Raw genomic sequence first — 12,926 nt, forward strand, 5'->3', positions numbered from 1 at the left:
ATGATGGGCAGAACGATCTTCATCGACCCGGGGCGCTGCATCGGCTGCCAGGCCTGTGTCTCCGCCTGCCGCGAATGCGACTCGCACCGCGGCAAATCGATGATCCACCTCGACTACACCGACGAGGGCCACTCCGTCGCCTCCCTTCCCACCGTCTGCATGCACTGCGAGGACCCGGTCGCCCCCTGCGCCGAGGTCTGCCCCGCCGACGCGATCCTGGTGACCGCCGACGGTGTGGTGCAGCAGGCCGACACCACCCGCTGCATCGGCTGCGCCAACTGCGTCAACGCCTGCCCCTTCGGCGTCCCGAAGATCGACCTCGGCGCGAAGCTCCAGCTGAAGTGCAACCTCTGCTACGACCGCACCGCCTACGGCCTCGCCCCCATGTGCGCCACCGTCTGCCCGACCGGCGCGCTCTTCTACGGAACCGTCGAGGAGCTCCAGGCCGAGCGCCCCGGCGTTCAGGTCGCCGACACCTTCGTCTTCGGCGAGACCGAGGTGCGCACCGGCGTGGCCATGGTCGTCCCCGCCGAGAAGGTGCAGTGGCCGGTCCCCGGCGGTCTGCCCGTCGTCGAGATCAACGGGAAGGACGTCCGCCGATGAGCGTCACCGAACAGCAGCAGGGCGGCGAGCACCCGTCCGGCGGAGACCCGCGCGAGGCGCTCCAGGACCGGATCACCGCCGACTCCCTCACCTCCCGGCGCGACTACCTCCGGATCGTCACCACTGTCTCCGGCGGTCTCGCCTTCGGCGGCATCTGCGTGGCCGCGGGCATCCTGCACCGCCACGGCGACGGTGAGGAGGGCAAGGCACCCGAGCCGAAACGCATCGCCCAGCGGCTCCCGCCCGGCGAGTCCATCGCCTTCCGCTACCCGGGCGAGGAGGACCGGGCCGTCGCCGTCCGGCTCGACGACGGCACCCTCGTCGGCTACTCCGCCGTCTGCACCCACCTCGCCTGCGCCGTGCTCTGGCGCAGGGACCGGGGCAGGGAGGGCGAGCTGTACTGCCCCTGCCACGAGGGCGTCTTCGACGCCCGCTCCGGCGAGGTGACCGCCGGGCCGCCCCCGCGCGGACTGCCGAAGGTCGTGGTCATCGAGGAGGCCGACGGCAGTATCTGGGCCGTCGGGACCACCCGCTCCGGCGAGAGCGTCGAGGCGGGCCTCTGCCGCCAGCTCGGCGGCGAACGCCCCGACCTCGCGGCCCGTATCGGCTGCCCCGACATCGGCAGCGGCGCCGAATCCCCGCCCCGGGCCGCGGGAGCCGCCTCCCGGGGCGGCGGCGCGGCCGTGGCTCCGGGCCGGACCGGGGCTTCCCCCGCCTCCGGCCCCACCGGGACCCCCGGCAGGCGGACATGACCGACGCCCCGCACCCCGGGCAGCCGCTGCCGCCCCCGGGCAGCCACTACCCCACGTACCGCCCGGGCAGTGCCGACCCCGCGCTGAACCGGCCCGTCCACGAGCGCTATCCGCAGATCCGCCCCACCAGCGGCTACGGAGACCCGCGCGTCCACCACACCGGGCCCGGCCCCGGCGCGGGCACCGACCAGGATCCCGAGCGCTCCTCGAAACTGACCGCCCGCCTCGCCCTGGCGATGACCGTCGTCATCGGCCAGCTCTGGGGCCTGACGGTGCTGATCGACGAGTGGATGGAAGGCAACACCGGCACGGCCTGGTGGGGGGCCGGTTTCCTCTGCCTGTCGTTCCTCGTGGTGCTCGGCCTGTGGCTGATCGACCCGAAGGACCGCTGACGGCCGCCGGGCCTCTTGGACGGACGAACCCCGCCGCGAGAGCCGCCCGGCCCCGGAGCGGCCCGCACCCCACCGCCGGCCGCCGTACCCTGGAGGCATGAGTGCCGCCCCCGCCCCCGGTCCGCGAGATGCGAAGCAGCAGCAGCCACAGGCAGAGCCGCCCGAGGAACCGAAGTCCAAGCCGGTTCTGATCTTCGACGATCCGCTGGACCAGCAGTCCGCGGACGATACGGACCGGGGATGGGGCGAGCGGCCCTCCTCCGGCTCCGGCGCCGCTGACCTCGCGCGCTTCCTCGACGAGAAGCCGCCCCACCACATCTGAACCGCCGATAGGCGGGCTACCGCTCCCCGTCCCGGCCCGGCAGCGCCCCGCCGCCCTCGCCCGGTCCACCGGTGCCGAACCCGCCGCTCCCGGCGCCACCGACACCGCCCGCGCCACCATCGCGCTGCGCGACCAGGGCGTCGCGGATCTCCTTGAGCACCTCCAGCTCGCTCACCTCCAGCGTCTCCTGCACGCCCTCCTTGGCGGCCTGCATCGCCGCCCGCCGGGCCAGGTACTTGGCCATCGGCAGCACCATCAGGAAGTACACGACGGCGGCGGTGATCAGGAAGCTGAGGGCGGCGCTGAGCACCGAGCCCCACAGGATCTCGATCCCGTCCATCTCGCCGGTGGCCGGGTCCTTGGTGCAGGGGCCCTGGAGGCAGGAACTGTAGTTGTCCAGATCCTGCGTCCCGAACGCACCGACCAGGGGGTTGATGACGCCCTTGACGACGGCGTTCACGATGTTCGTGAACGCGGCGCCTATGACGACAGCCACCGCGAGGTCGATCACGTTGCCGCGCGTCAGGAAGGCCTTGAAGCCCTCCAGCAGACTGACCTTCTTCTCGCTCACAGGTGAGCCTTCCTTCGCATGTGCGGTGACGGGAGCAAACTGCTCCGCCACCTAAGGCGGCAGAAGGCGACACTGTCCAATCCGGTAACGAGCACGGGTGACTTGAGAGAGCGTCAGTTCCCATCGGACACCGCCACCGCCAGCCGTCCCGAAGCGCCCGCGCCCAGCAGCGCCGTGGCGGTGGACCGCTCCACGGACAGCATCACCAGGGCCCCTTCCCCCGCCGCGCCCGCGCCGACCACGCCCGCACCGCCGCTCCGGTGGCCACCGTCGGCGGCCGGGCCCGGCACCTGAGCCACGCGCACGCCCCGCGCCACCAGACGGGCGTCGTCGCCCGCCTCGCCGACCGCGATCACATCGACGCGGTCTCCCGGGCGCAGCAGCCGCACCGTCGCCGCGTCCGCGATCCGCACCGGCGCGGAGACGAGGTGCACCGATGGCCGGCCGGTCTTCGCCACCGTGTCCGAAGCGGCGGTGTCACCTGCGGCGCTGCCCGGTCCCGTCGTGGCCAGAGCCGCACCCACCAGCGCGATCCCGGCGGCGATGGCACGCCGCTGCCTGCGCAGCATCCGCCGCAGCCGGTATGCCCCGCCGCCCCGCACCCGCAGCGGCGCGAACGGCCCCACCCCGCAGGGGGCAGGAGGCGGCGCCGGAGGCCGGGGAAGCGCCTTCACCTGGTCGGCGGCGCGCGGGGGAGCGGCGGGGGCGTGACGTGTGGAGTGGGCGGAGTGGGTGGAAGGAACGGAGGGGACGGAACGGGCAGGGAAGGGGGACTTGGTCATGGCGCCACCTGCAATCGGACGAGGGGAGCCCGGCCGGAGGTCCCGGCCGAACTCCCCTCACGATCCATCGTCCGCGCGGATCCCGCCGGGGCCTGTGGACAACCCCCGGATTGTGGACAACTCCGTCACCCGATCCGGTGCCCCGGCCGCCGCGAGGCGGCCCTACGGCAGCGTGCTCCCGTCCCGCGACCGGCCGCTACGGCAGCGCGACCCCCGTGTCGATCCCGTCCAGCGCGTGGGCGCAGGCGCAGTTGCGGGACCCTGCCCCAGGCAGCCCGCCCACCGCGTCGAACAGCACCGACCGCAGCCGGTCGACGTTGGCCGCGAACACCTGGAGCACCTCCTCGTGCGAGACGCCCTCACCGGCCTCGGCGCCCGCGTCCAGGTCGGTCACGAGGGTCATCGTCGTGTAGCAGAGCCCCAGTTCCCGGGCGAGCACGGCTTCCGGATGCCCGGTCATGCCGACCACCGACCAGCCCATCGCCGCGTGCCAGCGGGATTCCGCGCGGGTGGAGAAGCGGGGCCCCTCGACCACCACCAGGGTGCCGCCGTCCACCGGCTCCCAGCCGCGTCCGCGCGCCGCCGCGAGGGCGGCCTTCCGCCCTTCGGGGCAGTACGGATCGGCGAAGCCCAGGTGCACGACGTTGGGTACGGTCCCGTCGGCCCGCGTCTCACCGTCGTAATAGGTCTGCACACGTGCCTTGGTGCGGTCCACCAGCTGGTCCGGGACGAGCAGGGTGCCCGGGCCGAACTCCGGGCGCAGCCCGCCGACGGCACAGGGGCCCAGCACCTGGCGGACGCCCACGGAGCGCAGGGCCCAGAGGTTGGCCCTGTAGTTGATGCGGTGGGGCGGCAGATGGTGACCGCGGCCGTGCCGGGGCAGGAAGGCCACCCGGCGGCCGCCGATCTCGCCGAGGAAGACCGAGTCGCTGGGCTTCCCGTAAGGGGTGTCCACGGAGACCTCGGTGACGTCCTCCAGGAAGGAGTAGAAGCCCGAGCCGCCGATGACGCCGATCTCCGCCCCCGGCGCCGTACCCGCGATGTCTGTGCCGGAACTCGTGTCCGTATGTGGGTTCACCATGCGGTCACCGTATCCGGGGGAGCATTCCGTGTTGCGCCCGGGAAACGCACGTACTCCGTCCCGGGGAAACGCACGGACCGCGCCCCGGAAACGCACGGACCCCGCCGAGTGGATATCGGCGGGGTCCGGTGAAGCGTGTGGGGCGTACGCGGGCTCAGGCGGCCGACGTACCGCTCGACGACGAGGCCGGCGCGGAGGCCGACGACGAGGAGGAAGCGGAGGACGAGGACGACGACGAAGCACTCGACTTCGCGTCCGAACCCGTCGACGAGGACGACCCGGAGTCGGACGACTTCGAGGACGACGTCGCCGACGTGCTGCTCGACGAGGAGCCGCGGCTGTCGTTCCGGTAGAAACCGGAACCCTTGAAGACGATGCCGACCGCAGAGAACACCTTCTTCAGGCGTCCGTCACAGCTCGGGCAGACGGTCAGGGCATCATCGGTGAACTTCTGCACCGCCTCGAGGCCCTCGCCACACTCGGTGCACTGGTACTGATAGGTCGGCAATTGCTCCTCCTGGCACTCTCACTCAATGAGTGCTAACGACGGTCCATACTGACGTATTCCGCGGGATCAGTCCACCGTGACCGGCTCGCGGTGACCGATCCCACGTGCCACGGTCCGGCCCACGGACCTCGGCGCGAGCCGTGAACGCAGGGCCAGCAGGGTCGCCAGCGCCAGTACGGTACCGGCCAGCGGGACCAGGAATCCGGTGCTCGCGCCGTGGGCGTCGGCGAGTTGGCCCGCCACGGTCACGGCGGCCGCCTGGCCCAGGGCCACGGCGCCCGTCAGCCAGGTGAAGGCCTCGGTGCGGGCGGTGGCCGGGACCAGCGACTCGACCAGCGTGTAGCCGCTGATCAGCGCCGGGGCGATGCAGAGGCCGACCAGCAGGCCGAGTCCGGCCAGCAGCGGTACGGAGTGCACGGCCCAGAGGCCGGACGCCATGAGGGTCAGGGCCACATAGCCGACGACGAGGCGGCGCTGCGGGCTGCTCTTCCAGGCGATGGCGCCGCAGACGATGCCGGCCAGCATGTTGCCCGCCGCGAAGATCCCGTACAGCAGACCGTTCACGCCGGGGTGGCCGATCTCCTCGGAGAACGCCGTCAGTGAGACCTGCATCCCGCCGAAGACCGCGCCGATGCCCAGGAAGGCGACGACCAGCACCCGGACGCCGGGTACGGAGAGCGCCGAGGTGTGCGGCCGGTCCGCCGTGGCGGCGGGGCGGGGTGCGGGCTGGGTGGCGCGCTGCGCGGCGAAGAGCAGGCCGCCGATCAGGGTGAGGGCGGCCTCGGTGATCAGCCCGGCCGCCGGGTGCACGCCGGTGCACAGCGCGGTCGCGATCACCGGTCCGAGGACGAAGGTGAACTCGTCCGTCACCGACTCGAAGGCGGCGGCGGTGGACATCAGCGGGGAGGCGGGCCGGTCGGGGGTGGCCCCCAGCATCGCGGCCCAGCGGGCGCGCACCATCGGGCCGATCTGCGGGACCGAGGCGCCGGTGGGCACCGCGGCGGCGAACAGCGCCCACAAGGGCGCGTCCGCCAGCGCCAGCGCGGTCAGCGCGCTCACGGAGGCGGTGTGCAGCAGTACGCCGGGCAGCAGGACGGCCCGCTGGCCGAACCGGTCGGCGAGTTTGCCGCCCTGCGGGGCCACCAGCGCCATCGAGACGCCCGCGACCGCAGCGACGGCGCCGGCTGTCCCGTAGGAGCCGGTGGTGTGCTGGACGAGCAGCACGATGCCGATGGTCAGCATCGCGAAGGGCTGCCGGGCGGCGAAGCCCGGAAGGAGGAAGGTCCACGCACCGGGGGTGCGGAGGAGTTGCCCGTAACCGGGGCGGTCGGAGACCGTGGTTGCCACGGTCCTTGCCTTTCTGCCGCCTGGTGGCGCTGCTTCCCGACGCCTTTGTGGGGCGGGCCGGACGGAAGCGGCCGAGAGCTGTCCTCTTCGCGCGGAACTGCGGTAGATGCCGGGCGACTCGCTGCCATCGGCGAAGAAACGCCGGGCGAAGAGACACCACGACCGCCATACGGTCGCGCCAGCTCTGCTTCAGACAGAGTTGGTCGATCAGTGTGCCTTTATCGTACAGGCAGGAAGTCCTGTGCGCCTGTGAATGTGCACAGGACTTCCTGGTCGGCCTGTGATCAGTGTCCTATGAGCGACGCGCGTTCGTAGTAGGGGCGTCGTCGGCCAGTCCGAGCTTCTTGACGGGCCTGACCGGTTTCACGGCCTGGCGGAGGGCGGATCCGCCCGTTCCCGAGGCTTTCGGCAGCCCCGGAGGTCCGGGGTTGCCCGGCGTACCGGACGATCCGCTTCTGCCGCCCGTGCCCAGCCAGCCGGCCAGCTTGCCGCCCTCGCCGACCGCCCGGAGCCGGGCCTCCGCCTTGTCGCGCACCGGGTCGGTCGCCACCACCAGGAGCTCGTCGCCGCGCCGCAGGACCGTGGTGGGGGAGGGCACGAAGCTCTCCTCCTCGCGGACCACCAGCGTGACCGCGGCCCCGGCCGGGAGCCGGAGCTCACCGACCTCGACGCCGTGCATCTTGGACTTGGCGGGGATGCCGACCGACAGCAGGTGGCCGCGCAGCCGCTCCAGCGGTGCGGACTCGATGCCCAGGTCGTCGGGCTCCGGCTCCTCGGCGATCTTCAGCTTGTCCGCGACCCACGGCAGGGTCGGGCCCTGGATCAGGGTGTAGACGATCACGAGGACGAAGACGATGTTGAAGATCCTGGTGCTGCCCTCCACCCCGGAGACCATTGGAATGGTCGCCAGGACGATGGGCACGGCCCCGCGCAGCCCGGCCCACGACATCAGGACCTTCTCGCGGGCCGGCAGCCGGAACGGCGCCAGGCTCAGGAAGACCGAGAGCGGCCGGGCCACCATGGTCAGCACCAGGCCCACCACGACGGCGGGCCAGAAGTCGTCGACCAGGTCGTGCGGGGTGACCAGCAGGCCGAGCAGTACGAACATGCCGATCTGGGCCAGCCAGCCCAGGCCGTCGGCGAACCCGCGGGTGGCGGGCCAGTGCGGCAGCTTGGAGTTGCCGAGGATCATGGCGGCCAGATAGACCGCGAGGAACCCGCTGCCGTGGGCCATCGCGCCCGCCGCGTACGCCATCACGGCGATGGCCATCACGGCGATCGGGTAGAGGCCGGAGGCGGGCAGGGCCACGTGCCGCAGCCCCAGGGAGCCCAGCCAGCCCACCGTGATGCCGATGGCGGCGCCGATGGCCAGCTCCAGGGCGATCTCGCCGATCAGGAGATACCAGTGCTCGACCGGGCCGACGGCGGAGAACGCGACGACGAGGATGACCACGGGGGCGTCGTTGAAGCCGGACTCGGCCTCCAGCACACCGGTGATCCGGGACGGCAGGGGCACTCTGCGCAGTACGGAGAAGACGGCCGCGGCGTCGGTGGAGGAGACGACCGCGCCGATGATGAGGGCCTGGCGCCAGTCCAGGCCGACGAGGTAGTGCGCGGCCGCGGCCGTGATGCCCACGCTGATGCCGACGCCGACGGTCGAGATCACCGCGGCCGCGGGCAGGACGGGGCGGACCTCTTTCCACTTCGCCCCGAGTCCGCCCTCGGCCAGGATGACGACCAGGGCGGCGTAGCCGATCACCTGGGTCAGCTCGGCGTTGTCGAACTTGACGTCGAAGATGCCGTCCTGCCCCAGGGCGATCCCGATGCCGAGATACAGGAGCAGGCTGGGGAGCCCGCTGCGCGAGGAGATCCGTACCGCCGCCACGGCGACGAGCAGGACGAGCGAGCAGACGAGCAGGAGTTCGTTGAGCGCGTGGACAGTCAGGGTCCGTTCCTTCCCTGCGTGCGCCTGCCGGATCGTCCTCCGGCAGCCAGTCACTTCGTTACCTTACCTAATCTTTAACGTTTCCTTGACGGCTTCGGCGATCGCATTACGGCTTCGCGTGTCCGTACAAGGGATACGCGCAAATGGATGCATCCCTATACCGCGTCCGAGTGGCTTCTCGGCTGCGCCTATGGTTGCTCCTGCACTCCCAGGACCACCCTGCCCCTCGAAGGACAGCGATGCCCGCCAATACAACCGACTCTTCCGGCCCTTCCGACGACGCGAAGAAGCCCGGCAGGAAGAAGAAGGGGCGCCGCGTCCGCCTCCTTCTGCTCGTCCTGGTGCTGGCGCTCGTCGCGGGTGTCGGGTTCGGCGCCTACTGGTCCGTCTCCACGGTGCGGGCCTCGTACCCGCAGACCACCGGAACGATCACCCTCGACGGCCTTACCGGTGACGTCGAGGTCAAACGGGACTCCTACGGGATTCCGCAGATCTACGCGGACTCCGACGCCGACCTCTTCCGCGCCCAGGGCTTCGTGCAGGCCCAGGACCGCTTCTGGGAGATGGACGTCCGGCGCCACATGACGGCGGGCCGGCTCTCCGAGATGTTCGGTTCCGGTCAGGTCGAGACCGACTCCTTCCTGCGCACGCTCGGCTGGCGGAAGGTCGCGCAGCAGGAGTACGACGAGGTCCTGACCGAGGACACGAAGAAGAACCTCCAGTCGTACGCGGAGGGCGTCAACGCGTACCTGAAGGGCAAGGAAGGCCGGGACATCTCGGTCGAGTACGCGGCGCTGGGGCTGACCAACGACTACAAGCCGACCGAGTGGACCCCGGTCGACTCGGTCGCCTGGCTCAAGGCCATGGCCTGGGACCTGCGCGGCAACATGCAGGACGAGATCGACCGTTCGCTGCTGACCAGCCGGCTCGACAAGGACCAGATCGACGACCTGTACCCGGACTACCCGTACGACACCCACAAACCGATCGTCGACCGGGGGGCCGTCTCCCCGGCCACCGGGAAGTACGACCTCGACGCCACGCCGTCGGACGACATCGGCTCCGGAACCGCGCAGGGGGCCACCGAGGGCCTGAACACCCAGCTCTCCGCACTCTCCGACACCCTGGACGAGATCCCCGCGCTGCTCGGCCCCAACGGCAACGGCATCGGATCGAACTCCTGGGTCGTCAGCGGCGACCACACGACGACCGGCAAGGCGCTGCTCGCCAACGACCCGCACCTGGCGCCGATGCTGCCCTCGCTCTGGTACCAGATGGGCCTGCACTGCCGGGAGCTCTCCAAGACCTGCCAGTACGACACCGCGGGCTACACCTTCTCCGGCATGCCCGGTGTGATCATCGGCCACAACCAGGACATCGCCTGGGGCCTCACCAACCTGGGCGCGGACGTCACCGACCTCTTCCTGGAGAAGGTCTCCGGTGACGGCTATCTGTACGGCGACAAGGTGAAGTCGTTCACCACCCGCGAGGAGACCATCAAGGTCGCGGGGGGCAGGGACCGGAAGATCACCGTCCGCGAGACGAACAACGGACCCCTCGTCTCCGACCGCAGCAAGGAACTGGACAAGGTCGGCCAGAAGGCCCCCGTCCCCAACGCCGCTCCCGACCGTGCCGACGGTTACGCGGTCGCCCTGAAGTGGACCGCGCTGGAGCCGGGCAAGTCCATGGACGCGGTCTTCGCCATCAACCGGGCGAAGGACTTCACCACCTTCCGGGCGGCCGCCAAGAACTTCGAGGTCCCCTCGCAGAACCTCATCTACGCCGACACCGAGGGCAACATCGGCTACCAGGCGCCGGGCACCATCCCGGTCCGCCTCAAGGGCGACGGCACGCTGCCCAGCCCCGGCTGGGACCCGGCGTACGGCTGGGCGAAGGAGCCGATCCCCTTCGACGAGCTGCCCTTTGAGTACAACCCCGAGCGCGGCTACATCGTCACCGCCAACCAGGCCGTGATCGACGAGAGCAAGTACCCCCACCTGCTGACGAAGGACTGGGGTTACGGCACCCGCAGCCAGCGGATCAACGACCTCATCGCCCAGAAGATCAAGGGCGGTGAGAAGGTCTCGACCGACGACATGCAGAAGATGCAGATGGACAACACCAGCGAGATCGCCGCGCTGCTGGTGCCCGAGCTGCTGAAGATCAACATCTCCGACCCGAGCGTGCGTGAGGCGCAGAAGCTGCTGGAGGGCTGGGACTACACCCAGGAGCCCGACTCGGCCGCCGCCGCGTACTTCAACGGCGTCTGGCGCAACATCCTCAAGCTCGCCTTCGGCAACAAGCTGCCCAAGGAGCTGCGGGTCGAGGGCGACTGCCTCAACGTGCCGCCGGCCAAGAACAGCGGCCCGGCCGACCAGCAGAAGAAGCTCGTGCGCGAGTGCGGCCAGCGGGACGGCGACTCCGCGCAGCCGGACGGCGGGGACCGCTGGTTCCAGGTGGTCCGCGACATCGTCGAGGACCAGGACAACGAGTGGTGGAAGGCGCCCGCCAGGGGCCGCGAGGCCGCGCTGGAGAGCCGGGACGACCTCTTCGCCCAGGCGATGGAGGACGCGCGCTGGGAGCTGACCGCCAAGCTCGGCAAGAACATCTCCACCTGGAGCTGGGGCCGGCTGCACCGGCTGATGCTGAAGAACCAGACCCTCGGTACCGAAGGGCCCGATCTGCTCCAGCGGGCGCTCAACCGCGGCCCCTGGAACCTCGGCGGCGGCGAGGCGGCGGTCAACGCCACCGGCTGGAACGCGGCGAGCGGCTACGAGGTCGTCTGGGTGCCGTCGATGCGGATGGTCGTCAACGTGGGGGACTGGGACAAGTCCCGCTGGATCAACCTCACCGGCGCCTCCGGGCACGCGTTCAACGCGCACTACACCGATCAGACCGACAAGTGGGCCGACGGTGAACTGCTCGACTGGTCCTTCGGTACGGACGCGGTCGGCGAGTCCACCGTCGACACGCTGACGCTCAGGCCGTAGCAGCCCGATCGGCCGTCAGGCGGTGAAGCGCCGCGCTCCGGCCGGGGTGACCACGGCGTCCACGGGGTGGTCGTGCGGTTCCGAGGGGACCCGCGCGACCACCTCGTTCTCGTACAGCAGGACGATGAGCGCCGGGTCCGCACCGGCCGCCGAGAGCCGGGCCAGCACCCGGTCGTAGCTGCCGCCGCCCCGGCCCAGCCGCATCCCCGCGCCGTCCACGGCCAGTCCGGGCAGCAGGACCGCGTCGGCCTCCAGGACTGCGGCGGGGCCGAGCCGGGGGCCATCCGGCTCAAGGAGGCCGCGCCCGGCCGGCAGAAGGTGCTCCGCGCCCTCGTAGACCGCCCAGTCCAGGTCGTTGTCCTCCAGGAGCACCGGAAGCAGCACCCGCACGCCCCGCTCGCGCAGCGCGTCCAGGAGGGCCCGGGTCCCCGGTTCACGTCCGACGGAGACATAGGCGGCGACCGTTCGGGCGTCGGCCAGTTCGGGTAGTGCCAGTGCGCCGGTGGCGAGAACCGCGGCGGCTCCTGCGGCGTCCTCCTTGGTCAGGAGGGCGCGTGCGGCGAGGAGTTCGCGCCTGAGAGAGGCTTTTGCCGGCACCTTCACAGATACCTTTCCGGACTTGTCGGTGTTCAATAGAGACTCGCACGGTTCTCGTATGGGCATATTTAAGGGCAAAGTTAACCGGAAGCTCATCTTCCGGGTGTGTGCACCCGTTAAGGTTCTGCGCATGACTCAGTCGTCGCCCTCCAGGATCAGCAAGGCCGTCATCCCGGCAGCAGGTCTCGGCACCCGCTTCCTGCCCGCCACGAAGGCCACTCCCAAAGAGATGCTGCCTGTCGTCGACAAGCCGGCCATCCAGTATGTCGTCGAGGAAGCCGTCGCGGCGGGCCTCTCCGACGTCCTGATGATCACCGGTCGGAACAAGCGTCCCCTGGAGGACCATTTCGACCGCAACTACGAACTGGAGTCCGCGCTCACCCGTAAGGGAGACGCCGAACGGCTGGCCAAGGTCCAGGAGTCCAGTGACCTGGCCACCATGCACTACGTGCGCCAGGGCGACCCGCGCGGCCTCGGCCACGCCGTGCTGTGCGCGGCCCCTCACGTGGGCGACCAGCCCTTCGCGGTGCTGCTGGGCGACGACCTCATCGACCCGCGCGACGCCCTGCTGGCCCGCATGGTGGAGATCCAGGAGCGTGAGGGCGGCAGCGTCGTCGCGCTGATGGAGGTAGACCCCTCCCAGGTCCACCTCTACGGCTGTGCGGCCGCGGACGCCACCGTCGACAGCGATGTCGTCCGGGTCACCGGGCTGATCGAGAAGCCGGAGCCGGCCGACGCGCCCAGCAATCTCGCCGTCATCGGCCGGTACGTCCTGGACCCCGCCGTCTTCGACATACTGCGACACACCGAGCCGGGCCGCGGCGGCGAGATCCAGCTCACCGACGCCCTCCAGCTGCTCGCCGCGGACGAGAAGATCGGTGGCCCCGTGCACGGCGTCGTCTTCAAGGGCCGCCGCTATGACACCGGTGACCGGAGCGACTATCTGCGTGCCATTGTCAGACTGGCGTGCGAACGTGAAGACCTGGGACCGGACTTCCGGACCTGGCTCCGCAAGTACGTCACCGAGGAGATGTAA

The 12,926-nt window shown here is 70.7% G+C and carries 13 protein-coding genes; 6 read left to right on the forward strand and 7 right to left on the reverse strand.

Translation table 11 applies throughout. The features are described 5' to 3' along the window. From ACK8N7_RS21640 to ACK8N7_RS21655, 4 genes are all read left to right on the forward strand, one after another. Nucleotides 1-603, forward strand: a complete 603-nt coding sequence (locus ACK8N7_RS21640; RefSeq protein WP_015609150.1) for a 4Fe-4S dicluster domain-containing protein — start codon at nt 1-3, stop codon at nt 601-603. Next, nucleotides 600-1,355: a QcrA and Rieske domain-containing protein gene (locus ACK8N7_RS21645; RefSeq protein WP_403212657.1), complete on the forward strand. Its 756-nt coding sequence runs from the start codon at nt 600-602 to the stop codon at nt 1,353-1,355. Before ACK8N7_RS21640 ends, ACK8N7_RS21645 begins: the two co-directional genes overlap by 4 nt. Beyond that, nucleotides 1,352-1,747 (forward strand): hypothetical protein, encoded by a 396-nt coding sequence (locus ACK8N7_RS21650; protein ID WP_500443779.1) that lies wholly within the window; start codon nt 1,352-1,354, stop codon nt 1,745-1,747. Before ACK8N7_RS21645 ends, ACK8N7_RS21650 begins: the two co-directional genes overlap by 4 nt. A 97-nt stretch (nt 1,748-1,844) precedes the next feature. Next, nucleotides 1,845-2,069 (forward strand): hypothetical protein, encoded by a 225-nt coding sequence (locus tag ACK8N7_RS21655; protein ID WP_403212655.1) that lies wholly within the window; start codon nt 1,845-1,847, stop codon nt 2,067-2,069. Nucleotides 2,070-2,085: 16 nt separating this feature from the next. Here the strand turns inward: ACK8N7_RS21655 and ACK8N7_RS21660 are convergent, their stop codons facing one another. The 6 genes from ACK8N7_RS21660 to ACK8N7_RS21685 all read right to left on the reverse strand — a co-directional run bounded on the left by ACK8N7_RS21660 (nt 2,086) and on the right by ACK8N7_RS21685 (nt 8,243). Next, nucleotides 2,086-2,640, reverse strand: coding sequence for an MscL family protein (locus ACK8N7_RS21660; protein ID WP_500443781.1), 555 nt, complete (start codon nt 2,638-2,640; stop codon nt 2,086-2,088). Between the two features lie 113 nt (nt 2,641-2,753). Next, complete coding sequence (locus tag ACK8N7_RS21665; RefSeq protein ID WP_403212651.1) at nt 2,754-3,422, reverse strand: hypothetical protein; 669 nt, start codon at nt 3,420-3,422, stop codon at nt 2,754-2,756. Nucleotides 3,423-3,618: 196 nt separating this feature from the next. Further along, nucleotides 3,619-4,503 (reverse strand): S-methyl-5'-thioadenosine phosphorylase, encoded by an 885-nt coding sequence (locus ACK8N7_RS21670; protein WP_500443783.1) that lies wholly within the window; start codon nt 4,501-4,503, stop codon nt 3,619-3,621. A 154-nt stretch (nt 4,504-4,657) separates the two neighbouring features. Beyond that, the gene (locus ACK8N7_RS21675) at nt 4,658-5,011 is read right to left on the reverse strand and encodes an FmdB family zinc ribbon protein (protein WP_403212647.1); all 354 of its coding nucleotides are present in this window, start codon (nt 5,009-5,011) and stop codon (nt 4,658-4,660) included. A 66-nt stretch (nt 5,012-5,077) separates the two neighbouring features. After that, nucleotides 5,078-6,358, reverse strand: coding sequence for an MFS transporter (locus ACK8N7_RS21680; protein ID WP_403212645.1), 1,281 nt, complete (start codon nt 6,356-6,358; stop codon nt 5,078-5,080). 292 nt (nt 6,359-6,650) lie between these two features. Then, complete coding sequence (locus ACK8N7_RS21685) at nt 6,651-8,243, reverse strand: potassium/proton antiporter (RefSeq protein WP_403212888.1); 1,593 nt, start codon at nt 8,241-8,243, stop codon at nt 6,651-6,653. A 299-nt stretch (nt 8,244-8,542) separates the two neighbouring features. On the opposite strand from ACK8N7_RS21685, the gene ACK8N7_RS21690 reads away from it, so the two are divergent. Continuing rightward, nucleotides 8,543-11,293: a penicillin acylase family protein gene (locus tag ACK8N7_RS21690; protein WP_403212643.1), complete on the forward strand. Its 2,751-nt coding sequence runs from the start codon at nt 8,543-8,545 to the stop codon at nt 11,291-11,293. A gap of 15 nt (nt 11,294-11,308) precedes the next feature. On the opposite strand, the gene ACK8N7_RS21695 is transcribed toward ACK8N7_RS21690, so the two are convergent. Next, the gene (locus ACK8N7_RS21695; RefSeq protein ID WP_364804169.1) at nt 11,309-11,926 is read right to left on the reverse strand and encodes a 5-formyltetrahydrofolate cyclo-ligase; all 618 of its coding nucleotides are present in this window, start codon (nt 11,924-11,926) and stop codon (nt 11,309-11,311) included. A 94-nt stretch (nt 11,927-12,020) separates the two neighbouring features. Between ACK8N7_RS21695 and galU the strand changes: the two genes are divergently transcribed. Further along, complete coding sequence (gene galU, locus ACK8N7_RS21700; protein ID WP_403212639.1) at nt 12,021-12,926, forward strand: UTP--glucose-1-phosphate uridylyltransferase GalU; 906 nt, start codon at nt 12,021-12,023, stop codon at nt 12,924-12,926.

It is taken from the genome of Streptomyces griseobrunneus, assembly GCF_046713465.1.
GTDB classification, from domain to species: Bacteria; Actinomycetota; Actinomycetes; order Streptomycetales; family Streptomycetaceae; genus Streptomyces; species Streptomyces microflavus.

What these genes read in the sequence shown, in the direction of transcription:
- ACK8N7_RS21690 (WP_403212643.1), top strand. Translation starts at nt 8,543, where the DNA reads ATGCCCGCCAATACAACCGACTCTTCCGGCCCTTCCGACGACGCGAAG.
- ACK8N7_RS21655 (WP_403212655.1), top strand. Translation starts at nt 1,845, where the DNA reads ATGAGTGCCGCCCCCGCCCCCGGTCCGCGAGATGCGAAGCAGCAGCAG.
- ACK8N7_RS21640 (WP_015609150.1), top strand. Translation starts at nt 1, where the DNA reads ATGATGGGCAGAACGATCTTCATCGACCCGGGGCGCTGCATCGGCTGC.
- ACK8N7_RS21670 (WP_500443783.1), bottom strand. Translation starts at nt 4,503, where the DNA reads ATGGTGAACCCACATACGGACACGAGTTCCGGCACAGACATCGCGGGT.
- ACK8N7_RS21665 (WP_403212651.1), bottom strand. Translation starts at nt 3,422, where the DNA reads ATGACCAAGTCCCCCTTCCCTGCCCGTTCCGTCCCCTCCGTTCCTTCC.
- ACK8N7_RS21650 (WP_500443779.1), top strand. Translation starts at nt 1,352, where the DNA reads ATGACCGACGCCCCGCACCCCGGGCAGCCGCTGCCGCCCCCGGGCAGC.
- ACK8N7_RS21645 (WP_403212657.1), top strand. Translation starts at nt 600, where the DNA reads ATGAGCGTCACCGAACAGCAGCAGGGCGGCGAGCACCCGTCCGGCGGA.
- galU (WP_403212639.1), top strand. Translation starts at nt 12,021, where the DNA reads ATGACTCAGTCGTCGCCCTCCAGGATCAGCAAGGCCGTCATCCCGGCA.